Here is a 24,952-nt window from a genome sequence, read left to right on the forward strand (position 1 = left end):
GGCGGCTACAATGGAACAAAGAAAACTTAGTGAGTGTGTCGAAAGCGGGAGCTCAGTGATGATGCAGGGTCGGGTGGTTAGTGTGCATGTTGGTGCGACAGGTACCTTAGATAAGGAAGCCGATCAGGCTTTAGAAATGGCCATTGATGGTATTGTCGGTGACCGCCACCGCGGAGCAACGCGCAAGGCGTGGGCTACGGGTGATAAGCAGGTCGGAGGCACGGTGCGGCGTAACGAGCGGCAGTGGTCAGCCATTGCCCACGAGGACGTCGAGAAGATTTCAGCGGCGATGTCCCTCGCCCAGCCTCTTACCGCAGGTGCCATTGCGGTAAATTTGTGTATCGAAGGTATTCCCGACTTTTCACGTTTGCCCCGGGGGACAACCCTGAGTTTTGAATCCGGTGTCGTGCTTATGGTGGAGGAATACAACCCTCCCTGCGGGGACATGGCCCTTCACGTTTCAAAAAACAACGTCACGACATCAGGAGAATCGCCCCCGCCACCTGCTTTTTCTGAAGCGGCAAAATTTTGTCGAGGACTTGTGGGGGTTGTCGAAGTACCCGGTTTCATTCGACCCGGCGATCAAGTGACGGTCGAAGCCGAGCCGTTGCCGAAGTGGCTTCGGACCTAGATCGAATGACTGCATACGACACAATTATCATTGGTGGTGGCCACAACGGATTAACCACCGCGGCCTATTTGGCAAGGGCTGGACAGCGTGTTTGTGTCTTAGAGCGGCGGTCTATTGTTGGTGGTGCCGCGGTCACGGAAGAGTTTCATCCCGGTTATCGAAACTCTGTATTTTCCTACGTGGTGAGTTTGCTTCGGCCTGAAGTCGTCAAAGATCTAGAGCTCGAGCGCTACGGCTATCGGCCTATACCCCTTGAAAATTCCCTTTATCTTGATTCGCGCGGGGACTACCTGTTGTTGACAGGGGATGAAGCTCATGACCGCGCCCAGTTTGCCAAGTTTTCCCCCACCGACTACGAAGCCTACATGGCCTTCGAGCAGGTTGTTGATCAGGTGGGTGGTTTATTGGCCAAGCAGTGGTTAAAAGAGCCGCCGCGACTGGGAGATCAGGGGGTCAGTGACCTTATCAGCATGTTGAAGTTGGGGGTCGATGTCTTCCGCCTCGATGCGGAATCGCGCTGGCGCTTGATGCAATTTTTTATTGGCGCCCCAGAAACCATTATTGATCGATGGTTTGAAAGTCCAAAAGTAAAAGCGATGGTAGCCGCACATATTATGCCGGCGAACTATGCACCCCTGAGCCAACCCGGGGCGAGTCTCGCCATGTTGCACCATGCTGTTGGGGAAATTGCGGGGCGCAAGGGTGCTTGGGGTTTGGTCAAAGGCGGCATGGGCAGCATTACTCAAGCGATGGCGCAGTCGGGTCAGGCTCATGGTGTGGAAATCAGAACCGACGCCTCGGTGGCAAAGATTAACGTCGAGAGCGGGCGGGTTTGCGGGGTGACGCTGGAAAGTGGTGAGGTGATACGAGCGCAAACTGTGGCAGCCAACACGGACCCCAAGCGAACATTTTTGAAATTGCTGGGTGCCGAGCATTTGCCCGCGTCCTTCAGCAAGGATATTGGTGCTTTTCGTCAAGAGTCAGCTTCGTTACGCATGAATTTAGCGCTCTCTGAGCTCCCCGAGTTTTCAGCATTACCCAGCGGTGGTGCGTTGAGCCCTTGCCACAAGTCGAGCATTACGTTGATTGAGAGTGCGGAGCACCTCAACGAGGCCTTTCACAGTGCTCGCAAGGGTATACCGGCCAGTCCGCCGATAATTGAGGCGATTATCCCCAGTGCGATTGACCCTGACCTCGTCGATAAGCCCGGTCACCATGTGATGAGTCTACTGTGTAAATACATGCCCTATCAGCTGAGTGAAGGGCAATCGTGGGATGAGCAAAAGCCTGCGGTAATTGCGCAAATCTTGGATTATGTTGAAGGATTTATACCGGACATCAGGCGTATTTTAGTGGGTCACCAATGCATGACGCCTTTGGATTTGGAGCGTGTGCTAGGCCTCACAGGGGGCGATATTTGTCACGGTCGATTAGAGCCTGATCAGCTGTTCAATATGCGGCCCCACCCCGATGCGGCCCAGTATGCAACTCCGGTTCCGGGACTGTACCTCTGTGGTTCCGGGGCGCATCCTGGGGGCGGTGTAACTGGCGCTCCGGGGCATAACGCCGCCCAACGTATTCTTCGTGACCTCTAATATTGTGGCGTCTAAATCTTCACGACCTTGGTTTAAACACCGACATAGCTTGTAGAGCCAGGCAAACGCAGCGACACAAAAATACCCTCGCAAGACCCTATTTGAGTTGGCTGCTTAGAGGCGGGTGTGCCCCTTCTATGGCGCGCTGGCTTTTGGGGTGTAGCGGTGGCGTATGACATGCCATGCCAGTATCCCCAAGGGTATATGCAGCAGCGCAGGGCCCAAGGCGAACCAGGGCTCTAGGCGCTCCCAATTTAAGGCGCCGCCGTAGTGTAGAAACCCCGCCGCGGTTTGATAGGGCCTGACGTAGTAATGCAATAACAGCCAAGGCATTGTTAACCCATAACCAACGAGTAGCACAGGCGCCAGAAGGGTGATTCGAGTCTCTTTCGTACTTAGATCTTCACTAGGCGTTGTGTGCAGTTTGCTGCGATATGCGACTTCTGCTCCTGAAGGTGACTGTCCTCTAGAACCCATCCAGACCCCGATTAGCGCTGCAACAATACCGAGTAGGGCCGGCTCAAAATAACTGGGCAGACTGATCAAGCCTAAGTAGTTCAGTCCTGCGGGAATGATATTCCCCGCAAGGCCCGACAACATACCCCAGCGCGCACCCCGGGCAGTAATCGATTTATTCCAGATACTGAGTAGGCCAACCGGGCCCCAGCTTGAGGCGAATACGGTACCAATGAAAATAGTTATCCAAAATACGTTGGGTGGTATCAAGATGCTGAATACCAAAACGACCACACTGACTGTGCCCATTGCCAGGCGGGTGACACCTAAGCTCGTTAGTTGTCGATCGGGCATCAGGTCACGACTAACACTGAAGCCCACGAGGGAGAGAAATGTTGATGCGGAGGAAAGTGCTGCCGCGACAATACCGGCGACCAGCAAAGCGCCCAGAAAAGTGGGCACGAGATGCGTTGCAGCCCAAATCAAGACGGTCTCTACAGGGTCTATGTTGGGGTTGGCAAGATTGATAAACCCGCCTATTCCATAAATCAGAATCTGCAGAAAAATCACCACAATGCAGGTGTAAATTGAGGCGCGTAAGACCACGTGCTCGCTTTTCGCCATTAGGTGTCGACTCGACTGCCAAGGGCTAACGGCATAAACCAGGCTCCAAGACAAATCGATGACCACAAACCAAATCAAAAAATCGATGGGGGTCGGCCAGCTCGTTCCCTCACCAATAATTCCATGCCAACTCGTCAGCCCAGGTTTCTCCTCTTGTCGAGTCAGGTCTTCTACAGCTTGCTGAATACCCCCGAATTCATCGAGGAGGTATCCCGCAAAAAAAAGAGTGGCGCCGGTGAACAGTAAAAACATCAGGGTATCGGAAAGGATGACACCGCGTGACCCGGCATAAAGGGTAAATATTGAATAGCTCAACCAGGCAATTACGACCGCAGCGACGTAACCAATGTCGGTTAATTCGGCGATTAGCAATGCTGCACCTTGAGTAACGACTAGCAGATAGCCGCCCAAACCGATGATGACCGTTAACCCAGCGATACGTTGCACACCGGGGTCCGCAAAGCGCTCACCGAAAAAAGCAGCGACCGTCGTGGTTTCACTGCGGCGGAGGTAAGTACCAAAAAAAAGGGCACCGTAGATATAACCGGTCACTGTTATACCCGGTAGCAGCAGATAAGGTCCTAGTTGACCCTCATAGGTGAAGCCGGCTTCGCCCATAAATACGGTGGTACTCATGAGGCTCGCAACTAGTGTTCCAATAATGAGCAGCGTCGGAGCCTGCCGTCCCGCCACAAAGTAATCATCAAGATTTTTTACTTTACGCCCCGCGTAATTGCCGACGGCAATGAAGACTAGAACGCTGAGGGCTATGGCAATCGTAAAAAGATTCACAGGGCTGGGTTCCTAGTTTGTGCGGATAGGCAAATGCCGGGTGAGTCTTTACTTGAGATCGTTAGCAATAGTTTGGCTCTTTGTTTTAGGGCGTCTTGTGCGAGGTTCAGTCACTGGCAAGGAGCGGCAATACACATCACTGTCTATCCTGTTTGTCCCATCAGACTGTCTGCCAGATCTCTTACGGCCGCACTTGAAGCAATGCGCCCCTCAGAGAAAAAGGCCTCATGTCGATTCTCAATCTCCTCAGGCTCGTAGACGTAGTTCACCATGACGCCGTAGGAAAGTTGTTTACCACGCTCCGATTCGTCCCCCCGCCAGTGAATTTTGTCGAGCAGGGCGCCGTTGCCCAAATGAAATTTGGCCACAGGATCTATGGGCAGCTGATCTTTTTTTTCGTGTGTCAGGTAATGGGCGCATAAGGGGAGCAAGGTGTCCTGCACCAGCGGGTTGGCATCAAAATTTTCATCTATGTCTTCAAGGTAGGTTTCTAGCCTATCCCAAACAGCCGCCGGCAAAGTGTGTGTTGTGGCTCCTTTGAGTGAAGCAGATACCCAAGCCCTGAAGCCGGGTATGGGGGATAGGGTTTCGAATCGTGTGAGCTGAGGAAATTCGCTACGCAGTTCTGAAGCGACTTGCTTGATCAGAAAGTTACCGAAGGAAATACCGCGAAGTCCCTTGTGACAATTACTGATCGAATAAAAGGTTGCCGTATTGGTTGTGGCGGTCGCTTCTAGTATTCGATCTTCTTGAACCAGTGGGCCCACGGCACTACTGCTGCCATCTTTTAGAGCCACCTGCACAAATATAATAGGATCGTCTGGCATGGCAGGATGAAAATAGGCAAAGAGCCGCCGATCTTCCTTCAGACGACTTCTGAGGTCACCCCAGCCCCGAATCTCGTGTACGGCCTCATATTCGATGAGTTTTTCTAGCGTGCTGGCCGGTGAATCCCAACTGATGCGGCGCAAACTTAAGAAGCCCAGATTGAACCAAATGAGCAATAATCGCTTGAGGTCGTCATCGACTTGCTTGAGTTGTGGGTGGGCACCTTCATGTTGTAGTAGGTCACCTCTAAGCTTGACCAGACGGCCTGTGGCGTCGGGGACTTGGTTTAGGCGACGAAACAACCGGTTGCAGCGGGGCTCTAGTGCCTTGCGTAGCGTGTTCATGCTGGCCGGGTTGGGTTGCGCCTGATATTGAGCGGCTGCAGCGGCGACACCGGCTTGATCTACCAGAAAATCTTCGGCAAGGCCGCTGAAGAACGCGGCTTTTTCCTCAAAGTTTAATGCCTCGTAAGCGGATAAGATTTGTTCTGCAAGGGCTAACCCTGAGGCTTCGCCCTGATGCTCAACCAAATTTCCACAGGCGTCCAAAAGGGCACTAGGACCTACCAAGGTTTGATCATCGCCGCCCGATTTCTGCCGTAAGATCACCCGCCCTACGGCAAGAGCTGAGGCGAGCATTTTGGAAATGGGTATTCCAATATGCCATTTGCTCGAGGGCTTTGATTGCTCCATGTTCGGGTCCATTATTTAGAAAAGTGCCTTGAGTTTGGGTTTGACGACCTTACCCATGGCGTTGCGCGGTAACTCCGGGATGATCACAAGCTTTTTCGGAAGTTTATAGGACGACAGCTTACCCTCGCACCATGTTTTAAGTGTGTCGATATCCAATGTCTGGCCTTCCCGAAGCACAACGACAGCCGCGACAGACTCGCCCCAGGTGCGATCTTCAACTCCAAGAACTGCTATTTCAGCAATTGCCGGGTGAGCGAGAAGCTTTCCTTCAATTTCTAACGCTGACAGCTTGTAGCCCCCCGATTTAATGATATCTATGGAGGAGCGCCCCATAATTCGGAAATAACCCTCTTCAATAACCGCAATATCCCCGGTGCAGAACCAGCCGTCTCTGAAACTGTCCATGGTGGCTTTCGGGTTGTTCCAGTACTCCAAAAATACGGTGTCGCTTTTGATGCGAATTTCCCCAGACGCCGAGGCTTCAGTGACTGGCTGATGGTCTTCATTAAAAAGTTGCACGGTGACGCCGGGAAATGGCTGCCCTACATAACCCGCTCGTCGCTCTCCCACATAGGGGTTTGACAGGGCCATACCGATTTCTGTCATACCATAGCGCTCTAATAAAACTTGCCCCGTTAGCTGCTGCCAGGCTTCAAAAATTGCTACGGGGCAGGCAGCCGAGCCCGACACGTTGAGCCGCATAGCGCCAAACGCTGCCTTGATCGGCTGTGCTGTTGCTGCATCAAGACTTTCAAGATGATCAATCAACTTAACGTAAATGGTGGGCACCGCCATGAAAAGATTGTAGGTGCCTTTCACTGCCTCTACGCATAGCTTTTCTATATCAAGCTTTTGCATGAGGTGGACGGTTGCACCCGCCCATAAGGCACAGCTAAGAACATTGATAATGCCGTGCACATGATGCAGGGGCAGAAAAAGTGGGATAGCGTCATTTTCAGACCAAGCCCAGGCGTCCACGAGTGTCGTGATCTGAGCTTTAATATTTTTATGAGTTGTCACAACGCCTTTAGGCAGGCTTGTAGTGCCGCTGGTAAAGATAATCAGAGCCCTTCGATCAGCGGATAGTTCGGGCATGGACTTAAGATTGTCACTTAAAAGCTCAGCCACGGAGCTTAAGACAATGGCCAGTTTGTCGCACAGTGGTCTAACACGCTCAAGAAAAGGTGCTACTGCGACAAGGCGCTTGACGCTGGTGCTGGTGAGGCAATGCTCAAGCTCGGCTTCAGCCGATGCGGTATTGAGTGGAATGGCGATGCCACCAGCACGCCATATGCCGTGCATGACAGTCACGTATTCTGGGCTGGCGGGGATTAAGAATGCGATTCTCTCTTCGTTGAGGTCCTCTGCATTAGCAAGAATCCCGCTGGCGAACCGCTGTACCTCCAGATCTACTTGGGAGTAGGTGTATTGATCTTGCCCGTCTACGAGAGCAGGTTTGTCAGGGTTGCTGCGACTGAGGGGACTGTGCATGGTGTTTCCACCCCGATACTTAAAGTCTGTACTGTAAAGTCTGGATAACCATTAGGTCCAATATTTAACGGAGGCCGGCTGGTATCAGACAGTGGTTGATTGATAGATCGCGACGCTTGCACAGGGCGCTCAATACCTAACCCAGCCTCAAAGCAGGTCAAGGGCCTTGTAATAGGTCATGCCCACAGCGAGGATTGCTCGGCCCAGCAGCGGTCCGCCGGGAAATGCCATGTGAGGGATGTTGGCCATTGCCTCAAAGCGGCTAGACTCCCCAGCAATTTTTTCTGCGGTTACCCTGGCCATCATGTGCGTAGGCGCAACGCCATGCCCTGAATACGCCTGAATGTAATGAATATTGTCAGAAAGCTGTCCCAGTTGCGGCATGCGATTGATGCCAATGCCAATCCAACCACTCCAAGCATAATCGATGGCTGTATTTTCGAGCTCTGGAAAGACCTGAGTCATTTTTTTATACATCACGCCCTTTAAATTCTTTGGTTCCATGCCCGTGTAATTTGAGAGGCCACCAAATAGAAGTCGTCGGTCAGCTGACAGCCGAAAGTAGTCCAGAGCGGTTCTTGGATCACAGACTGCCACGTCTCCCGGTAAAATTTGCTGCGCAAGTTCTGGGGAGAGGGGAGCCGTTGCAATAACCGAGCTGGCAGAGGGAAGCACCTGTTTGCTTAGCTTGGGCACCAGCCCTCCCATGTAGGCATTGCCAGCCAAGACGACGGTTTTCGCGGTGATGCTGCCGGCTTCGGTTCGGACTACCGGCAGGGCCCCGGGTTCTATGACTACTACGCGAGACTGTTCATAAATGGCGCCACCCAGAGCATTTAGCGCCTGCGCTTCCCCGATACACAAGTTGAGTGGGTGCAAATGGCCGTTGGCCGTGTTGTGCAAACCGCCCAGATAGCGGTCCGAGTTGACGTAGGTTTTGATCTCTTCTCGATCTAGCAGTGTGTAGGGGTGAGGGTTACCGATGGTTTTTTCAAAGGCCTGCCATTCAGCAAATTGCTTCATGTGTCGTGGCTTCAGCGCAACATCGCAGTAGCCCCACTTGAGATCGCACTGAATGTCATAACGCTCTACGCGCTCACGTATTACATCTCGCGCTTCGATACCCATTTGATAAATGTCACGAATCCCTGCCTCGCCGATTGATTTTTTAAAGCGCTCGGGCGTATGGCCAATGCCTCCAATAACCTGACCGCCATTGCGACCCGTGGCTCCCCAGCCAATACGGTTGGCCTCTATTAGAGCAACATCAAACCCACGCTCAGCGAGTTCAAGAGCGGTGTTTACCCCTGAAAAACCACCGCCAACAACGACCACATCGGCCTGTTTATCACCGGTTAAAGCGGGATAAGCGGTAGCCGTATTAGCGGAGGCGGCGTAAAACGAGTGGGTGTGCTCTTGGGTTTCTTTAAGTGCGCGTAAACCAAACATAATAAACCTCGGTGCGGTTGATCTTCTGTAGAGCGACGTAGTGTATCTAATGAGGGGAGCCTTTGACTGGTACCCTATACGGCAGGTAGACAAGCGGCACAGTATTTTTTATTTTTTTGACCTCAACCTTCAGGCGGTGCACATCATGAACTATGCGGACCAAGCTGAACTCGACCGGTTTATGCAGCTGAATCCGGATATTGAGGTCATAGAGCTGATCATGCCTGATTTTTCTGGGATTCCGCGGTGTAAACGCATACAGAGATCAGAGTTCAAACGGCTCTTTAGCGGGACGTTTTTGTCGCCTCAATCGGCGCCCCTTTTGGGAGTTCGTGGCAATTTTTATGAAACCACGCCCTACCCAGAACTTGGGGGTGATCCCGATCAAATCATACGCCCCGTCGCCGGAACACTGGCAGTTGTGCCGTGGTATGAATCCCCTGTAGCCCAAGTCATGGTGGCTTACACCGATGAAAGTGGTGAACTCGATTGGGTCGATACCCGCTGCCCACTCGTGTCGGTATTAAATGCGTTCACGGCCTCTGGGCTTCATCCTACGGTGGCAACCGAACTTGAGTTCTATTTACTGGGCCACTCCGAAGGCGAGCGCCCAGCCCCACTCAAAGGGAATATTCCGGGTACTCAATGGGTTCAGGAGGGGATTCAGTACTGCATGCCTGACGATCTCTTTGATTGCGATGCCTTTTTAAACGACGTGCGCATCGCCAGCGAACTTCAGAATGTGCCTTTGACGGCCATTCACAGCGAGTTTTCACCGGGTCAGTGGGAGATAAATACGCACCATCAAACAGATGCGCTTTTGGCAGCGCAGCATGCGTTGCTGCTGCGGCGCATTGTAAAGGGCGTTGCGCGAAAACACGGGTTTGGGGCGACCTTTATGGCCAAGCCCTTTGCAGGAATTCCCGGCAGTGGCATGCACATTCATGCCAGCGTTTATGATGCGGCGGGCAACAATATTTTTGCGGCCCCCGAGTCTACTAATCCCCCCCGGATGATGCCGCGATTGCGACACGCGGTGGCGGGCTTGGGAAGCCTGCTCGATGCGTCGATGTTGTGCTTTGCGCCGAACCCCAATTCTTACCGACGTGTGCAAGCGGGTGCACTGGCACCCTCGGGAAAAAATTGGGGCTACGACCACCGTGACGTGGCGCTTCGTATACCACGCTCCAATGAACAGAGCCGCCGTATTGAGCACCGCGTGGCGGGGGCTGATGCCAATCCCTACCTAGTGCTGGCAGCGGTTTTAGCAGGGGTTCATTGGGGTTTAGGTCAGGAGGGCGACCCTGGTGCGCCAGTGCCCAGAGAGGCCGACCTTTCTGAGGATGAAACGTCGCTACCCATTCGCTTAGATGACGCCATACGGTTTTTTTCGGAGAGTCGGGTTATGCAAAATTATTTAGGCGAAAAATTTGCCCGTGTCTATGGCGCTATTCGTCGGGGAGAGAGCAATGACTACTATAGCCAGATCCCTGACTTAGACTATCAGTGGTATCTAAGAGCGTTGTAACTCGCTGAATTACTGCGACTGGCTTTGGGCCCTTCGGAATTTAGCCGGCGAGTGGCCATTGATTTTTTTAAACGCGGTATAAAAGGTAGAGGTTGAATTGAATCCTACTGATAGCGCGACATCGAGAATGGCTGGGTAACGCTGACTTCCGCTACTTAGAATCTCCATAGCCTCATTAATACGGTATTGATTAACGTAGTCAAAAAACGTCATTTCTAAGCCTGCATTGATGGCCTGAGATAGGTGATTGACCGACGTCCCAAGGCGCTCGGCAAGTCTTGGGAGGGAGAGATCGGGGTCAAGGTATAGCTTATCTGTGGTCATCAATTGTTCTAGATGCTTCAAAAGAGCCTTCATTGCTTCTGTGTGCAGCCCTGATTTCGCGTACCGCCTTACAGCATGTGTCGATTTAATCACTTCATCAGGTGTTAAGGCTTGATAGTAGTCGCTAATTTCCTGCGCTGTTGAGCCCTGAAGCGTTATGAATTCAGCGCCACGCCAAACAATGCTTTTATCGGGATGTTCCATTGGCGATGCCTGATATTGAAAGGCAATAGTTTCCGCATTGTGAAGGACAGCACCCAGCACCTCGAAGTGATAAACCGCTCCCTGAAAATATTCAACGAGCTCGGTTTCCAGTGTGGTGTGTGTCAGTTGTTGTTGGGTTGCCGCATCGATGTAGCGGCCATTCTCATGGAGGTGTTCTACTACCCCATTAGGGTCCCGCCTGTTCCAGGCATTGACGTAGCTCTCGACAAACGAAACAGCGAAGGCTCTGCGCATCAGGATATTGCTCCAGAGGCAGGTCGCGCTATAACATTTGGCAACATCGGGCTGTGCCGTCTCATGAGATTCCGTAGCCTGTCGTTAGACTGCTATCTTACTCTTGGCTACCCTGAAATCCAGCTGCGTAATAAACGGGGTGTTGGGGTGTCTCTGGTGCCGCCATCGCGGGCTCTTTTTTAAAGTTTTTGCGAACGTATCGGCACAGTGGTTGTGCGTACTTTGAGGGGTTAGCCTGAGAACTACACACAAAACTTTGGAACGAAGGGTAATAATGAAGGGCTGCAGCCTCGCAAATACTGAGTGTTCAGAATTAGGTCAACTGCCGGTTAAATACGGAGTCTTGTTGCGATGACACCACCCTCCCGCCCTATGAGTGGTCACTTTTTGGGGATCGGCTACCCCCAGTGGATAAAGCTCGTTGTTTATTCACTGCTATTGGTGAATTTCGGGAACTACATCGTGCTCGATATTAATCAGGTGAGCCACACCTACCACGAGGGCTGGCGCTGGTTCGATTGGACCTCTGCTTTTGCAACCACCTTGGACGAGTTGGGCTGGTTCGTCTTACTTTTTTTGCTCGAGTTGGAGACTTACATTCTTTCAGATGCCGCCTTCACGCCTTTTTGGGTGAGGTGCATGAATATCGTCAGAGTTTCTTGTTACCTCGTTATTGGTCATGCTGTCGTTGCTTACGCAGAGTATCTGCATGACTTGTTGAACAGTGTTGAGCATGTGGGGGTTTCACTTTGTGGTTTTGTCGATCAGGGGCTATCAGCAGCGCGCAATTTGGCCTATCAGGAACTCGACGCCACCACCTGCAAGAGCTTCTCGACAGACACCACGTTTTATATCTTCTCCCAAGGCCAAGTCATTACCGATACGGCCGGCATGGGCGTTGAGTTTGAATTGGCTTGGGCAGACATTGCGGAGGTTCTGCTTTGGTTGCTGATTCTTGCGCTTATTGAAGTCCGCCTGCAGTTACAGGACCGCGGGGTTAGCCGGAGTCGTTTGCTGAGCTTCGCCGAAAACGCGAAGTATTTTCTGTATGGCGGCTTGTGGTTAATTGCGGGGTATTGGGCCTTCCGAGGTCACTGGCTGTTCGCTTGGGATGAGGCGCTTTGGATCTTAGGGTTTATGGCAATTGGCATGAATTTATCGCAATGGCGCGAAGAGATTGAGGCCGAAAAGCAGCCGGCTTAGCCGCTGTATTATCTGCGTGATTAGGTGAGGCTGGGTGGCGTCGCTCTAGCCCGCTCTGGGCCCCAGAAGGCCTTTTTCTGGACGGTGCATCGCGCCACTTTACGATGGTGTCTCAGTTCCTTCTGGTAGTAAATTTCCGTCCAGATCTCACCAGACAACGCTTCGACATTGATCATTGCTAAGGCGATATTTGCTTTGACCGAGGGGGACCACATGGCTGATGTGACGTACCCTATTTCGTCGCCACAGTCGTGATCGCTGTACAGAAGTGCCTCTTCCGCCGGTTTATTACCCTCAATGTTGAGCTTGGTGAGCAGGATTTTTGGTCCTGTTTTGTGTTGTTCAAGCAGTGCGCGTCGACCGTTAAAATGCGGCTTTTTAAAATCTACCAGCCAGGCAAGATCGAGCTCTAAAGGGGTCTGATCGTACTCAAAGTTGACGGTTTTAAGCGCCTCGTTGAACTCCATGTAAGGCATGATAAATCCGGCTTCGAGGCGGGCCATATTAGTGGCGGCTTCGCCGTAGGGCTGGATCCCGTAGTTAGCCCCCGCCTCATACAAATGATCCCACAACGTCAGTGCTAGATTGGGTTCAATCCAGAGCTCGTAGCCTAAGTCACCCGTGAAGCCGGTACGTGAGATCATTATCTCGCCCTCAGCAAAGGGGTAGTGGCCTATGTCAAAGGGCTTTAATGCACTAGCGGCCTCCAGCCCCATGGCCTTCAGTACGGCAAAGCTTGTGGGCCCTTGGAGGGACAATGCGGCCAGCGCCTCGGTGTGTTCGACAATCGATAGCTGACTAAACCCTAGGGCGCTTTTACGCAGCCAAGCTAGGCAGGGACTGCCGCAGGTCAGCAGAAATTTTTTCTCACCCAAACGAAAGATCGTTCCGTCATCGATCATGCGCCCCGAATCATTACACCAGGCGACATAGGTGACACGGTTGATCCGTAATTTGTTGAGATCACGAGTGACCATGCGATCGAGCATTGCCAAGGCATCTGCGCCCTCGATCAGATATTTTTGCATGGGGCAGATGTCGTAGGTGCCACAAGTGTTGCGGATGCAAAAGTACTCGTAGTCGACGTCATAATAATAATCGGCAAACTTAAATCCGTTCCATGACGACCAGGCATCCCGCAGGTTGAGTGCTGCTTGCCGCTCATGAAAATGGGAGAGCTTTAACCGCTCTCCGGCGTAGGGGTCGGCGGTATTTTCTCGAAGAATATCCGGGTTACTCATCGTAGAAATCATCCTCCGGTACGGTGTTGGGTTTGCGCAGGTCTCGTAAAATCTCGCGGGCTGCGTTGGCGCCACAGGCCGAGGAGACGCCGCCGCCGGGGTGAGTTGATGAGCCACACATGTACATATTTTTCAGAGGCATACGGTACTGCCCGTAACCGGGGAAGGGGCGGTTAAACAACAGCTGATCAATCGTTAATTCACCTTGAAATATATTGCCCTCAGTAAGGCCGATCTCATTCTCAATTTCATGGGGGGTACGCACTTCAGCATGAACCACCAAGTCTTTAAAGCCTGGAGAATAGCGCTCGATTTTATCAATAACGGTAGCCCCGAAGGCATCGCGTTTTTCAGGGGTCCAATCGCCGTCCGCCAGTGTGGGCGGGCAATATTGGATGAAAGTCGACATCCAATGGCACCCGGGTGGCGCTACCGTGGGGTCCCAGGCGGAGGGAATCACGGCCTCAATAAAGGGGTCATCGGACCACCGGCCACGTTTCCAGCAGTCGTAGGCACGCTCCATAGTTTCTAGAGAGCCGGAAAAGCCCTGCCCGCCGCGATTGACGTAGCGGTTGTCTGGCACGTGGGTAAACTTTGGCATACCCGACAGGGCGATATTTACTTTTCCTGATGAACCTCGAATTTTGAAATTGCTTGCCCGCTCAAAGATGCCGGGGGGGAGATCATCTTTATCCATTACTTTAGTGAACGTGCGCTTGGCATCGAGGTTAGAGACGACAATTTTGCCGTAAATCTCGTCACCATTTTCCAGAGCTACACCAACGGTAGCGCCGTCTTTTACGAGAATTTTTGCAACAGGAGCTTCTGTCTGAATGCTGCCGCCATGCTCTTTGAGAGCCCCTGCAAGAGCATGGGAAATGGCGCCCATTCCTCCCCTCGCTAAGCCCCAAGCGCCTACGTTGCCGTCGACATCACCCATCACGTGGTGCAACAGAATATAGGCAGAACCGGGGGAGTAGACCCCTAGAGCTGTGCCGATAATGCCAGGGCTGGCCATGGCTGACTTAATGAGATCGTTTTCGAAATAGTCCTCGAGAAAGTCGGCGGCACTCATAGTAAAAAAACGAATGTATTCGTAAAGCTCGCGCTCACCGAGACCCCAAAATTGCTTCCCTAACCAGAGTAGTTCCTTGATATCTCTGGGCTTGAACGAGCTAGGGTCGGGGGGAGTACGCAGCAGTGTCTTACGAATAAGCTGGGCGTATCGGCCTAGGTCCGCCTGAAACCGCGACATGGCATCGGCGTCGTGGGGTGAATGGCGCCGAAGTTCCAAATAGGCGGCCTCTTCATCGGCGTAGTCTAGAAGCACGCGATCGCCTCGGTCGCTAAAATTCACCGTGCCTAAATAGGGCACCAACAGAAGTCCGTGACGCGTCAAATCAAGATCGCGATGGATGGATTGGCGCATCATGGAGCACACGTAAGAGCAGCTGGAGTAAAACCAGCCTTCGTGCATTTCTCGGGTAACGGCTGCGCCACCGATGTAATCATTTTTTTCTAAGACAACAACATCAAGGCCCGCTTTAGCAAGGTAGGCTGCTGCGGTGAGACCGTTGTGGCCGGCGCCAACAATAATCGCATCATATTGCTTCACGATAGAATCTCCCGCGCCGCATTGCGTCCAGGATTACCACTTATGTCGCCAGCAGGATGGCTTCCAGAACCACAAAGATAGAGGCCCTCTATGGGCGTTGCATACTGCGCGGCTTCGTAGGTGGGACGCATCATAAGAAGCTGATCAATAGCGGGTTCTACATGGTGCCAATGGCCCCCCGTAACCCGAAACTGCTGTTCCAAGTCAATCGGAGTCAGCAGTTCGCTACCCAGCACGAGCGCCTTAATACCCGGTGCATAGTTGTCGAGCTGTGATATCAGCTGCGCGGTCAGATTGTCGCGAGCCGCGTCCGTCCAGCCGCCTTTCAGCTCCCCCGGTATGTACATGACGTTTGCGGAGAGAATGTGCTGACCTGCCGGGGCAGCATCAGGAGTCGTAAGGGTGGGTAAGCAGACATCCATAACAGGATGTTCTGGGAGCTCGCCATATTTAGCGGCGTCCCAGGCAAACTCTATGGTATCCATCGACGGAGCCAGTATCAGCCGCCCTGATGGGGTATCAAGACCGGTGAATTTTGGTAACTCAGACAGTGCTAATTGTAACTTGGCGACGTAGCCCTTGCTGCGCAGCCGGCGAATGCGGTTGCTAAATTCAATTTCCAGATGCCTGGGGCCCACCAAATCAAGAAACGTCGTTTTAGGATCTGCACTGGAAATAACCCGTTTGCTGGTGAGTACCTCGCCATTTTCGAGTTCCACACCGCTGCAGTGTTGGCCCTGTTCGCTGGGTGTTATCACAATCTGCGCTACCGGAGTTCCGGTTCTAATGGTGACCCCGGCGGCAGTCGCGGCGCTGGTCAATGCGTCTACAAATATTTTCATGCCACCGGCAGGTACGCTGTGCTCACCTTCCCAATGTCCCGCCATTCGATTCAGAAGCGTCAAAACGCCCTGATTAGGGGACCGCGGCGCGAGTTGAGAGCCTAACAAGCCGTCCCAACACAGTGCGGCCTTAAGTGATTCCCCTGAGAAGTGTTCATCGACCAAGTCGCGCATGGGTAAGGTGGCCACTCGAAAGAACTCGAGCATATCGGCCTTGCCCATGGTTCGAATGTTGAACCCCATTTGTCCAAAGGTCAGCAAATCTTTAAGGCCCGCTGCGCCAATGCGCGGCATGGTTTTTGACCAAAAGGGCGCAAGGGCTTTGCTAAAGGTGGCGAGCTGCTTCTTGTAGTTAGCGAAGGCGGCGGTATCAGCCTCACACGCACCAAAGAGGTGGGAGCTTTCCAGCCGTACCGGCGGCTCGGAAAGGGACAGTGCCGTCGTGGTCATAGCATCGACATTGGGCACAAACCCATGCCGAGGCAGGTCGAGGGCATCGATTATTGCCTTTGGTAAGGCGTACAGTGTTTGGGCAACAGATGCGTTAAACCCTGTGTGAAACTCTCGCTGACCGGCCAGACCTCCTAGGGTTTCTGCGGCCTCGACGAGCACAACCTGCTGTCCTGCTTTCGCTAGCAGCGTGGCGCATATGAGGCCGTTGTGGCCGCCTCCAATTACGATTGTGTCAGTTGCGCTCATACAAACATCCCAATGTCTGCTGACAGATTAGTTTTCATGAGTTTTTATAGCCACCCTGCCTATACGTTGCTAAACGCTGCGGCAGATGATCTATGTGGCGACCTGCGTCTCTGAGGGGACGGATTTTTCGTTCAAGGTCAGTAGCCAAGTGCCTAGCCCCATTAGCAGTAGGGGCAGGAAGGGTTGAAACGGCCAGAAGGGCAGCCAAAGCTCCAGGGTTTGGGATGAAGTTGGTGCTAACAGAAATGCTGAAACCGATTCTTGCCACAGGGAACCTGTCATCCCCAGTACCAGCCCGCCTGCGACCAGCAGCGTGCCGCCCACCGCGTGCCCGCTGATGTTTTGTTGAGGTTGCCGTCGGCTCTTACCCCAGGCCGCGATTCGCAGGGCAAAGGCGGTGAAGCCCAGACCATAAAAAAGGTAGTCGAGCCAAAGATCACTCCCGTAATAGGCTATATTCCACCAGTAAACACTGAAAGGGTAGGCCCATAGAAAATAGACCCCTGAACGGTGCAATACGCGCCAATGGGCAGCGCTAAGGTAACGTCTTCCAAAGGAAAATGAGGTCACAATCATGGCCACTAGAAACAAATAGCCACTGCTACCCTCCAGCTCGTCCCGTAAGAAATAGATATTGGTGTAGTAGTGATCGGGGTGCCCCACCGAAATCCAAAAAATGAACGCACCCTGCCAGACCATGGCTGTGGCGAAGGCGAGACCTACGTAGCGCCGATTGCGCAGCAGCCAACGAGTAACAATATTTGGGAACAAGCGCGCCATGGCCGATGTGGCTGTGATTAGAAAAATAAGCGGTACGGCCCAGCGCACAGAATATTGGATCATGGCCGAAATGCCGTCAGGGCTGCTCAAGTCAGTGAGCAGGCTGGCCCTGACCATAAAACCAGCGGGCACCAAAGCGAGCCACCAAAAGAGCGGCCAGCCGTTGATCAGGGGTGACTTATTCATAAAACGTTGCCCGCTCATTGTTCAACCCCCTTTGCACCGGTAGTCATCATCGGTAATGGAACATAACGAGGCATCGACCCTATTGGCAAGCCATGAGGGCCGGATAGGAAAAAACAAAACAAGGGGCCATCAGTATTAACAGCACAAGCCCGGCAGTATAAGGTTGGCGATCGAGGTTTGCGGGTTGCCAGATAATGACGCGACAAATTATTGTATTTTTATTGGCACTAAGTCCCTGGGCGCTCTCGCTCTATGCGCATTATTGGTTGCAGCAGGGAGAGCTATGGAGCCCTGAAACTCCGTATCGCGCGGTCATTTCTGTTGTTCTCATTGCCTTGGGTATGGTGTTTAGTTTCCTGCTTTATATAAGGCTGACCCGTAACAGAGCGAAGCTATGATTCCTCTGGAAAACTAACGCCACCGATCCTCAGACTGTTTGCGATTCAGTGCGCTTCATTTCGCCGCCATAAATTTATAACCCTAAGGCTTAAAGGTCGTAATAGGCTCTACTGTTTGCAGTAAAGCGCGCATCAAGTGCCTGAGCAGCCACAATTTAGGCGGGCAGAACTTTTCGCCAGGGCCTAATTTGAACGCGCTCGAATAAGCCTGCAAGGGCATAGGGGTCAGCGGCACAGAAGCTATCGGCCTCTGCATGATCATTGAATGCCATGATCAGCATTGAGCCGATCATCTGATTGTCAGAATCCATAAAGGGTCCGGCCATGATAAGTTGCTGCTCAAAGTCCTTGAGGTAGTTAAGATGTGCGTCTCGATTTTCAAGCCGTACAGCGAGATGGCCGGGCTTGTCCTGGCAGTCAATGACAAAAAACATGTGAAATCCCTTTTTAACCGAAACCTGATTATGGCGTATTCGTTTTTTCAAATCTCCTTATTGACGGGCTGTCTGTGAGCGCGTTTCCTCTGCACATCGTGCTTTTTGAGCCCGAGATTCCCGGGAATACCGGTAGCATTATTCGACTTTGCGCCAATACTGGGGCAGCGCTGCATGTCATTAAGCCCCTGGGTTTTGAAATGGATGACAAGCGGCTGCGCCGCGCGGGTTTGGACTACCATGAATTCGCCAGCGTGATGCAGTGGGAATCTCTGGCACATTATCGAGAGCAAAATTCTGATCGCAGGCTTGTGGCGGTGGAGACCTGCGGCGTTGCACGACATTCAAATTTTTCTTTTTCGAATTCAGATGCCCTGTTGTTTGGCTCGGAAACCAAAGGGCTGCCCGAGACAATTTTGGCGACGCTATCTCATGATCACGTCGTCAAATTACCCATGCTGCCCAACAGTCGAAGTCTGAACTTGGCCAATGCCGTGTCGGTCGTCGTTTATGAGGCATGGCGTCAAGGGGATTATCCGGGTGCAAGCTAGACGTCACATCAGGGCAAACGACCTGCCAAAATTCAAAGGTCTTGAGGCCAGTCACTTATCGGAGCAGGTCAGACAGGGGGTACTGAAAAATCAGATGAAACCCCATCCCATGGACGGGTATTGCTATCTCTGCGGCGGATACGATTAACCAGATTATTTAGAGCTGAGTCGGCGGTTTTCGATGAGGCTAGAACCCTCGCTGAACGTGCTTTTCGTTGCAGCAGGTTAGGCGAACAAGGACGCTGGGATTCGCTAGATTCCCAAGTGGTACGTTGCGGTAGAGAGAAAAAAGGTGTGAGCGGTGGCAGAAGCAGCTAATGATAAGTCCCAGGGCGATAATCAGTATCGCGACGAACAAGCTCAGGCAGTGCGCCCCAAAGAAGCTGCCACGTTGGTGATTGTTCGCCAAGGCAGTGAGCCCAAAGTTCTTATGGGTAAGCGTGCGGCTAGTCATGTGTTTATGCCCAATAAATTTGTTTTTCCCGGTGGGCGTCTTGATGCTATTGACCAACGAATAAGCGTGCCTTCCGATCTCAGCGACCCTGTTATTGGGCGGCTGCAAAAGGAAACTCGAAAAAATGTCTCCAATCACAAGTTACGGGGGCTGGCATTGGCGGCGATTAGAGAGACCTTCGAAGAGACAGGGCTTATTATTGGACGGAAGACCGGGCAAAAATTAACTACCAATAACGCCGTTTGGCAGCGCTATTTTGATCATGGCGTTGAGCCTCCATTGGATAAAATCGATTTTATTGCGCGAGCCGTTACCCCCACGTATCGCAATCGTCGCTTCGATACGCGGTTCTTTATGATCTTTGATGATTTCATACAAACAGACCCTGACGATATGGTTAAAGCTTCCGGTGAGTTACTCGACCTCCATTGGTTAACCCTGTCTGAGACGCAGAACCTTGATTTACCTACGATTACTCGTTGGATCATTGATATGGTCGATCAGCGTCTAAAGTTGAGCCGTGACGCACAGCTGCAAGCGCCGGCAACCTACGTTCGATTTATCAATGGCAAGCCACGCATCACAACGCTATAGCGCGGGCTCAAACGCCAGCACCAAGGATCATGTGTTAAGGCTGCATGGGTGTTGACTCTAATAGGGGGAAGCTAAACATGCGGTGGATAAACATTGGCAAAGACCGCAGCCGCAGAATGACGACGGGGCCGGTGATGGTATTTCTCCCGAGAAGCTTTTAGCATTGGCTCCGCAACCAAAAACATGAAAATTAAGGCCGATCGGCTTAATGTGCCGCGAATTTCCCTCAATACCACGGCCAACCCCCTCTCTTTAATCGTTTTGGAGTAACCCTTTGACCTCAACCGATATTCTATTTCAGCCCTTTGAAACACCGAATCTCACATTGAAGAATCGTGTGGTGATGGCACCCATGACACGCAATATGTGTCCCGACAATGTGCCGGGAGAGCATGTTGTCGACTATTACCGTAAGCGCGCCGAAGGCGGGGTCGGTCTTATTATTACGGAAGGCACCCACCCTCAGGTCAATGCCGCTGAGGGCTACCTGAATGTCCCATTTTTTCATGGTGCAGCACTCGACGGCTGGGCTGAGGTTGTTAAGGCAGTGCACCAAGCGGGAGGAAAAATTGCACCTCAGCTTTGGCATTGCGGGGGCATGCGCGGGTCGGGGGATCTAAAAATTGGTGAGGGGGAGTCCTTGGGGCACACACCCTCAGGAATGAACGTGCCGGGCAAACAAAATCGGCACGCTATGACTGACTCAGAGATTCAGGATGCGATTGATGCCTTTGTTCAAGGTGTCACGGCAGCTAAGTCGGTGGGGTTTGACGCGGTAGAGCTACACGGCGCGCACGGCTATTTACTGGACCAGTTTTTTTGGGGTGGAACCAACATTAGAGAAGACCAATGGGGCGGCGACATGGCTCATCGCGGGCAGTTTGTCGCTGAGATCGTTCGCGCAAGCCGGGAAGCTGTGGGCGCTGATTTCCCCATTATTTTGCGGTACTCGCAGTGGAAGCAACAGGACTTCACCGCACGATTGGCGGAAACCCCTGAAGCCTTGGAGCGCTTTTTGACTCCCTTGGTAGACGCAGGCGTTGATCTTTTTCATTGCTCACAACGGCGGTTCTGGGAGTCGGAGTTTGAAGGCAGCGACCTGAACCTTGCGGGCTGGACGAAAAAGCTTACGGGTGTCCCCACCATAACGGTGGGCAGTATCAGCCTGGATAAAGACTTTATTCCTGAGCCCGGTGAGGGGTTTTTCAGCGGTGGCGATATCGCCAGTATCGACAAGCTCTTGGAGTCGTTAGAGCGCGGAGAGTTTGATCTTGCGGCGGTGGGAAGGGCATTGATTGCTAATCCCGACTGGGCAAATAAAGTTCAGCAGGGTGGTGTTAGCAGTCTTGCTCCCTATGAGAAAGAAATGCTCATGAAGTTGGTATAACGGTGGCTGTTGAGATGGATGCACTTGGAGGCAGGCAGGTTCAATGGATCCGTCGCAGACTTTTCTCTACAGCGGCGCGCACCTAGTGGTGCTCTATTGAGCCATGCGGGAGTGCTAGCTTAGCGCCCAGCTTTTGCATCGCGGCGGCCGCGTTTGGTCAGTGGTACGCCGTTTTCGTCGACAGTACTCTTGGGTTTCTCACCTTTGGCTTTCTTTGAGGCGCGACTTTGTGCGATCAAGCTTAAGGTTTCTTGGTCTCGTAGTTTGGTTGCGTTTTTCTCAAGAGTATCCAGTTCCTCAAAGCTGTACACGTCACTCTTCAGCTTCTCTATTCTATTCATCGCATGCTCGTAATGGGGTAGGTTGACTGGCGTCTTTTCACGACAGGAAAAAGGGGCATCCACAAGGCTATAAACCGAGGCAGGAGTTCAGCATAACATGGCAATGGCCGAAACCTGGGTTGGCAAGTTTTCATTCAGGCGTAAGCCACGGGGAGTATGACCGGGGGGTATCTATGGGTTCAAATAAGCCTGTGAAATGCCAGGCACTGCTTTCATCGACGTTACGCGTTGAATTGCCAGAAGTTAGGCGTTGCTGCACCCACAAAAGCAGCAGCATTGATTAAGCAGTGAGTCGGCGTGGTCTATATTGACAAAGGGTCTGGAGAGCAACGCTTTTTGAATGGGTAGGAGCTGCCACCTCGGGCACAGCGTCACAAGAAGAAAGAGGCTTTGAATAACATGATGGACCGGGAAAGAATTAACGCGCTGGGAGATGAACTCTATAACGCATTACGCAGTGGGCAAACGGTGTCTCCGCTGACCGATCGTGAGGGTGACATCCAAATTGAAGACGCTTACCACATCAGTTTGCGGGTGTTGGATCGCAGGGTGGAGGGTGATGGTGAGACGATTGTCGGTAAGAAAATTGGGGTAACCAGCAAGCCGGTACAAGAAATGTTGGGCGTGTTTCAGCCGGATTTTGGGTTTTTGATGGATACCATGGAGTACCCCAACGGGTCAGATATTCCTATCGCCGGCCATCTAATTGCGCCTATGGCGGAAGGGGAAATCGCTTTTCGTTTGAAGAAGGATCTTGTTGGTCCGGGGGTTACTGAAGCCGACGTTCTGGACGCTACCGAAACCGTTATTCCCTGTTTCGAAATTGTTGATTCCCGGATTGCCGACTGGAAGATAAAAATTCAAGATACCGTGGCCGATAACGCCTCGTGTGGTGTTTATGTTTTGAGTGAAACCGAGGTTGACCCTAGAGACGTTGATTTGCCGAATCTACACATGAAAATTTATAAAAACGGTGAATTTCAATCGGAAGGTTTGGGCAGTGCGGTACAAGGCAACCCATTGACCGCAGTGGCCTGGTTAGCCAATACGCTGGGGGAGTTTGGAATACCGTTTAAAGCTGGCGAAGTGATTTTATCCGGCTCCTTAGCGCCCCTGATTCCGGTGGTGGCTGGGGATGAAATGTCACTTGAAGTCGCCGGTGTCGGCGGTTGTAGCTGCCGGTTCGTCTAGCACAATAGACTCGATAAATTTGCGCCAAGACGCAGGTTCGTTATTGGCGAATAACAAGGATTGAGGCATGAGTAATAAGATAAAAGCAGCCATTATCGGTCCCGGCAATATTGGTACTGACTTGCTAATGAAAGCGCAGCGCAGCGAAGTGATTGAGCCGGTTTGGATGGTGGGGGTGGACGCTGAATCCCCTGGGCTAGCACGCGCAGCAGAGTTGGGTTTGAAGACGACGGCCGAAGGTGTAGAAGGCATGCTGCCCACCATGAGGGACGATGGCGTGCAAATCTGCTTCGATGCTACCTCAGCCTATGTCCACGCGGAGAACAGTCGCAAGGTCAATGAGCAAGGGGCGGTTATGATCGACCTGACTCCAGCGGCTATCGGCCCGTTTTGTGTTCCTCCCGTAAATTTAGTCGACGCCGTCGCGAAGAAAGCAATGAATGTAAATATGGTGACTTGCGGTGGTCAGGCAACGATTCCGCTAGTGGCCGCGGTAAGTCGCATCCAAGAAGTGGTTTATGGAGAGATTGTTGCGACGGTAAGCTCCAAGTCTGCGGGGCCGGGAACGCGGAAGAATATTGACGAATTCACTCGCACGACGGCCAAGGGCATTGAGGTGTGCGGTGGTGCCCACTCGGGTAAGGCCATTATTGTTATTAACCCGGCTGAGCCCCCCCTGATCATGCGCGACACGGTGCACTGCCTGACACAAGAAACCCCCAATCAAGAAGCCATCATTGAATCTGTGCACGCGATGATTAAGGAGGTACAGCAATATGTGCCGGGGTACACCCTCAAAAATGGGCCGGTATTCGACGGTAAGCGTGTGTCGATTTACATGGAGGTTGAAGGCCTCGGTGACTTCCTGCCCAAGTATGCGGGAAATCTCGACATCATGACCGCGGCGGGATTGCGCACGGCAGAAATGTACGCCGAGGAAATGTTAGCGGGGAGATTCTTGCCAGCTGCTGTATAGGGTGCGAGTCAGTCAATCTCAGCAAATTATCGTATAAAAGGTAGTCGGCCAGATCCGATCCGGCCCCAAGACACAAGAGAGCAGCTAATGGACTTAAAAGGAAAGAAAATCACCGTCCACGACATGTGCCTGCGCGATGGCATGCATCCCAAGCGGCACCAAATTACCGTCGATGAGATGGTAACTATCTCCAAGGCGATGGATGATGCCGGCGTTCCGCTCATTGAAGTGACCCACGGCGACGGTCTTGGTGGTTCGTCGGTGAACTACGGGTTCCCCGCTGCCAGTGATGAGGAATATCTCACCGCGGTCTGTAAAGAAATGAAAAATGCCAAAATTTCGGCGCTATTGCTTCCCGGTATTGGCACTGTTGATCACCTAAAAATGGCGGTTGATTGCGGGATTTCAACGATTCGCGTGGCGACACACTGCACGGAGGCCGATGTCTCTGAGCAGCACCTCAGCATGGCGAAGAGTATCGACAACTTGGATACAGTGGGCTTTCTGATGATGGCCCACATGATTGAAGCCGAGGAATTAGTTGTGCAGCTGAAGATGATGGAAGACTTCGGTGCTAACTGTGTTTACATCACAGACTCTGCCGGTTACATGCTCCCCGATGATGTGACTTCGCGCATTGCCCTCGCCCGGGCCGAACTTAAACCCGAGACAGAGTTGGGTTTTCACGGACACCACAATATGGCGATGGGCGTTGCCAACTCGGTTGCTGCTGTCGCAGCGGGTGCAAACCGTATCGACGGCTCCCTTGCAGGTCTGGGTGCTGGTGCGGGTAACACGCCCTTGGAGGTTTTTGTTGCCGTTTGTGATCGTATGGGCATTGAGACTGGCATCGATACTTTTAAAGCTATGGATATTGCCGAGGATTTGATCGTACCCATGATGGATCATATGGTTCGTGTCGACCGCGATGCGCTCACACTGGGTTACGCGGGCGTGTACTCCTCGTTTTTGCTGTTCGCCAAGCGCAGCGCCGAGAAGTACAACTTGTCTACCCGAGATATTTTAGTGGAGCTTGGACGGCGCCGTACCGTGGGTGGCCAAGAAGATATGATTGAAGACCTCGCACTGGATATGGCAAAAGCACAAGGCACACTCTAGATCTGAGTCGGCGACGCGCCTTTTGGCATCACTGAGGCGCCAGACCGCAGCAGGTTACGGGTATCGAACTTT

Annotated in this window: 22 protein-coding genes; 11 read left to right on the forward strand and 11 right to left on the reverse strand. The window is 52.4% G+C overall.

Annotated elements, in window-relative coordinates; translation table 11 throughout:
- Nucleotides 1–10 precede the first annotated feature (10 nt).
- Nucleotides 11–631, forward strand: a complete 621-nt coding sequence (locus tag ACMAY6_RS01270; protein ID WP_435213760.1) for an MOSC domain-containing protein — start codon at nt 11–13, stop codon at nt 629–631.
- 5 nt (nt 632–636) lie between these two features.
- Nucleotides 637–2,226: a phytoene desaturase family protein gene (locus ACMAY6_RS01275; RefSeq protein WP_435213762.1), complete on the forward strand. Its 1,590-nt coding sequence runs from the start codon at nt 637–639 to the stop codon at nt 2,224–2,226.
- A 135-nt stretch (nt 2,227–2,361) separates the two neighbouring features.
- Here ACMAY6_RS01275 and ACMAY6_RS01280 read toward each other — a convergent pair whose 3' ends face one another.
- The 4 genes from ACMAY6_RS01280 to ACMAY6_RS01295 form a co-directional block, all read right to left on the reverse strand.
- Nucleotides 2,362–4,098: a sodium:solute symporter family protein gene (locus ACMAY6_RS01280; RefSeq protein WP_435213764.1), complete on the reverse strand. Its 1,737-nt coding sequence runs from the start codon at nt 4,096–4,098 to the stop codon at nt 2,362–2,364.
- Between the two features lie 143 nt (nt 4,099–4,241).
- Nucleotides 4,242–5,618 carry a malonyl-CoA decarboxylase domain-containing protein gene (locus tag ACMAY6_RS01285; RefSeq protein WP_435213766.1) on the reverse strand — a complete coding sequence of 459 codons (1,377 nt, stop codon included), beginning with the start codon at nt 5,616–5,618 and terminating at the stop codon, nt 4,242–4,244.
- A gap of 15 nt (nt 5,619–5,633) precedes the next feature.
- Nucleotides 5,634–7,109, reverse strand: a complete 1,476-nt coding sequence (locus tag ACMAY6_RS01290; protein ID WP_435213767.1) for an acyl-CoA synthetase — start codon at nt 7,107–7,109, stop codon at nt 5,634–5,636.
- 147 nt (nt 7,110–7,256) lie between these two features.
- Entirely contained in the window at nt 7,257–8,558 is a 1,302-nt protein-coding gene (locus tag ACMAY6_RS01295) for an NAD(P)/FAD-dependent oxidoreductase (protein WP_435213769.1), read from the reverse strand.
- A gap of 49 nt (nt 8,559–8,607) precedes the next feature.
- Between ACMAY6_RS01295 and ACMAY6_RS01300 the strand changes: the two genes are divergently transcribed.
- Complete coding sequence (locus tag ACMAY6_RS01300; RefSeq protein ID WP_435213771.1) at nt 8,608–10,086, forward strand: glutamine synthetase family protein; 1,479 nt, start codon at nt 8,608–8,610, stop codon at nt 10,084–10,086.
- Between the two features lie 9 nt (nt 10,087–10,095).
- On the opposite strand, the gene ACMAY6_RS01305 is transcribed toward ACMAY6_RS01300, so the two are convergent.
- On the reverse strand, nt 10,096–10,869 hold the full coding sequence (locus ACMAY6_RS01305; RefSeq protein ID WP_435213773.1) for a helix-turn-helix domain-containing protein: 774 nt from the start codon (nt 10,867–10,869) through the stop codon (nt 10,096–10,098).
- Between the two features lie 351 nt (nt 10,870–11,220).
- Here ACMAY6_RS01305 and ACMAY6_RS01310 point away from each other — a divergent pair, with 351 nt between their 5' ends.
- Complete coding sequence (locus ACMAY6_RS01310) at nt 11,221–12,072, forward strand: hypothetical protein (protein WP_435213775.1); 852 nt, start codon at nt 11,221–11,223, stop codon at nt 12,070–12,072.
- 20 nt (nt 12,073–12,092) lie between these two features.
- Here the strand turns inward: ACMAY6_RS01310 and ACMAY6_RS01315 are convergent, their stop codons facing one another.
- The 4 genes from ACMAY6_RS01315 to ACMAY6_RS01330 all read right to left on the reverse strand — a co-directional run bounded on the left by ACMAY6_RS01315 (nt 12,093) and on the right by ACMAY6_RS01330 (nt 17,435).
- Nucleotides 12,093–13,313 carry an aminomethyltransferase family protein gene (locus ACMAY6_RS01315; RefSeq protein ID WP_435213777.1) on the reverse strand — a complete coding sequence of 407 codons (1,221 nt, stop codon included), beginning with the start codon at nt 13,311–13,313 and terminating at the stop codon, nt 12,093–12,095.
- Nucleotides 13,306–14,928, reverse strand: coding sequence for a phytoene desaturase family protein (locus ACMAY6_RS01320; RefSeq protein ID WP_435213778.1), 1,623 nt, complete (start codon nt 14,926–14,928; stop codon nt 13,306–13,308). Before ACMAY6_RS01320 ends, ACMAY6_RS01315 begins: the two co-directional genes overlap by 8 nt.
- The gene (locus tag ACMAY6_RS01325) at nt 14,925–16,469 is read right to left on the reverse strand and encodes a phytoene desaturase family protein (protein ID WP_435213780.1); all 1,545 of its coding nucleotides are present in this window, start codon (nt 16,467–16,469) and stop codon (nt 14,925–14,927) included. Before ACMAY6_RS01325 ends, ACMAY6_RS01320 begins: the two co-directional genes overlap by 4 nt.
- A gap of 90 nt (nt 16,470–16,559) precedes the next feature.
- A complete protein-coding gene (locus ACMAY6_RS01330) occupies nt 16,560–17,435 on the reverse strand; it encodes a hypothetical protein (protein ID WP_435213782.1) in 876 nt (291 codons plus the stop codon).
- 194 nt (nt 17,436–17,629) lie between these two features.
- Here ACMAY6_RS01330 and ACMAY6_RS01335 point away from each other — a divergent pair, with 194 nt between their 5' ends.
- Complete coding sequence (locus tag ACMAY6_RS01335; RefSeq protein WP_435213784.1) at nt 17,630–17,833, forward strand: hypothetical protein; 204 nt, start codon at nt 17,630–17,632, stop codon at nt 17,831–17,833.
- Between the two features lie 155 nt (nt 17,834–17,988).
- Here the strand turns inward: ACMAY6_RS01335 and ACMAY6_RS01340 are convergent, their stop codons facing one another.
- Nucleotides 17,989–18,267: a YciI family protein gene (locus tag ACMAY6_RS01340; protein ID WP_435213786.1), complete on the reverse strand. Its 279-nt coding sequence runs from the start codon at nt 18,265–18,267 to the stop codon at nt 17,989–17,991.
- Between the two features lie 74 nt (nt 18,268–18,341).
- Here ACMAY6_RS01340 and trmL point away from each other — a divergent pair, with 74 nt between their 5' ends.
- The 3 genes from trmL (at nt 18,342) to ACMAY6_RS01355 (ending at nt 21,253) form a co-directional block, all read left to right on the forward strand.
- Complete coding sequence (gene trmL / locus ACMAY6_RS01345) at nt 18,342–18,818, forward strand: tRNA (uridine(34)/cytosine(34)/5-carboxymethylaminomethyluridine(34)-2'-O)-methyltransferase TrmL (RefSeq protein WP_435213787.1); 477 nt, start codon at nt 18,342–18,344, stop codon at nt 18,816–18,818.
- A 301-nt stretch (nt 18,819–19,119) separates the two neighbouring features.
- Nucleotides 19,120–19,866, forward strand: coding sequence for an NUDIX hydrolase (locus ACMAY6_RS01350; RefSeq protein ID WP_435213789.1), 747 nt, complete (start codon nt 19,120–19,122; stop codon nt 19,864–19,866).
- A gap of 274 nt (nt 19,867–20,140) precedes the next feature.
- Nucleotides 20,141–21,253, forward strand: coding sequence for an NADH:flavin oxidoreductase (locus tag ACMAY6_RS01355; RefSeq protein ID WP_435213790.1), 1,113 nt, complete (start codon nt 20,141–20,143; stop codon nt 21,251–21,253).
- A gap of 119 nt (nt 21,254–21,372) precedes the next feature.
- Here ACMAY6_RS01355 and ACMAY6_RS01360 read toward each other — a convergent pair whose 3' ends face one another.
- The gene (locus tag ACMAY6_RS01360; protein WP_435213792.1) at nt 21,373–21,594 is read right to left on the reverse strand and encodes a hypothetical protein; all 222 of its coding nucleotides are present in this window, start codon (nt 21,592–21,594) and stop codon (nt 21,373–21,375) included.
- Between the two features lie 399 nt (nt 21,595–21,993).
- On the opposite strand from ACMAY6_RS01360, the gene ACMAY6_RS01365 reads away from it, so the two are divergent.
- From ACMAY6_RS01365 to dmpG, 3 genes are all read left to right on the forward strand, one after another.
- The gene (locus ACMAY6_RS01365) at nt 21,994–22,785 is read left to right on the forward strand and encodes a fumarylacetoacetate hydrolase family protein (protein ID WP_435216084.1); all 792 of its coding nucleotides are present in this window, start codon (nt 21,994–21,996) and stop codon (nt 22,783–22,785) included.
- A gap of 67 nt (nt 22,786–22,852) precedes the next feature.
- Nucleotides 22,853–23,761, forward strand: coding sequence for an acetaldehyde dehydrogenase (acetylating) (locus ACMAY6_RS01370; protein ID WP_435213793.1), 909 nt, complete (start codon nt 22,853–22,855; stop codon nt 23,759–23,761).
- Between the two features lie 87 nt (nt 23,762–23,848).
- On the forward strand, nt 23,849–24,880 hold the full coding sequence (gene dmpG / locus ACMAY6_RS01375; RefSeq protein ID WP_435213795.1) for a 4-hydroxy-2-oxovalerate aldolase: 1,032 nt from the start codon (nt 23,849–23,851) through the stop codon (nt 24,878–24,880).
- Nucleotides 24,881–24,952 lie beyond the last annotated feature (72 nt).

Source organism: Luminiphilus sp. nBUS_16 (assembly GCF_051201645.1).
Classification (GTDB): Bacteria; Pseudomonadota; Gammaproteobacteria; order Pseudomonadales; family Halieaceae; genus Luminiphilus.

Coding starts and splice junctions, on each gene's coding strand:
- ACMAY6_RS01270 (WP_435213760.1), top strand. CDS start 11: ATGGAACAAAGAAAACTTAGTGAGTGTGTCGAAAGCGGGAGCTCAGTG.
- ACMAY6_RS01275 (WP_435213762.1), top strand. CDS start 637: ATGACTGCATACGACACAATTATCATTGGTGGTGGCCACAACGGATTA.
- ACMAY6_RS01285 (WP_435213766.1), bottom strand. CDS start 5,618: ATGGAGCAATCAAAGCCCTCGAGCAAATGGCATATTGGAATACCCATT.
- ACMAY6_RS01290 (WP_435213767.1), bottom strand. CDS start 7,109: ATGCACAGTCCCCTCAGTCGCAGCAACCCTGACAAACCTGCTCTCGTA.
- ACMAY6_RS01295 (WP_435213769.1), bottom strand. CDS start 8,558: ATGTTTGGTTTACGCGCACTTAAAGAAACCCAAGAGCACACCCACTCG.
- ACMAY6_RS01300 (WP_435213771.1), top strand. CDS start 8,608: ATGAGGGGAGCCTTTGACTGGTACCCTATACGGCAGGTAGACAAGCGG.
- ACMAY6_RS01305 (WP_435213773.1), bottom strand. CDS start 10,869: ATGCGCAGAGCCTTCGCTGTTTCGTTTGTCGAGAGCTACGTCAATGCC.
- ACMAY6_RS01310 (WP_435213775.1), top strand. CDS start 11,221: ATGACACCACCCTCCCGCCCTATGAGTGGTCACTTTTTGGGGATCGGC.
- ACMAY6_RS01315 (WP_435213777.1), bottom strand. CDS start 13,313: ATGAGTAACCCGGATATTCTTCGAGAAAATACCGCCGACCCCTACGCC.
- ACMAY6_RS01325 (WP_435213780.1), bottom strand. CDS start 16,469: ATGAGCGCAACTGACACAATCGTAATTGGAGGCGGCCACAACGGCCTC.
- ACMAY6_RS01330 (WP_435213782.1), bottom strand. CDS start 17,435: ATGAATAAGTCACCCCTGATCAACGGCTGGCCGCTCTTTTGGTGGCTC.
- ACMAY6_RS01335 (WP_435213784.1), top strand. CDS start 17,630: ATGACGCGACAAATTATTGTATTTTTATTGGCACTAAGTCCCTGGGCG.
- ACMAY6_RS01340 (WP_435213786.1), bottom strand. CDS start 18,267: ATGTTTTTTGTCATTGACTGCCAGGACAAGCCCGGCCATCTCGCTGTA.
- ACMAY6_RS01360 (WP_435213792.1), bottom strand. CDS start 21,594: ATGAATAGAATAGAGAAGCTGAAGAGTGACGTGTACAGCTTTGAGGAA.
- ACMAY6_RS01365 (WP_435216084.1), top strand. CDS start 21,994: ATGATGGACCGGGAAAGAATTAACGCGCTGGGAGATGAACTCTATAAC.
- ACMAY6_RS01370 (WP_435213793.1), top strand. CDS start 22,853: ATGAGTAATAAGATAAAAGCAGCCATTATCGGTCCCGGCAATATTGGT.
- dmpG (WP_435213795.1), top strand. CDS start 23,849: ATGGACTTAAAAGGAAAGAAAATCACCGTCCACGACATGTGCCTGCGC.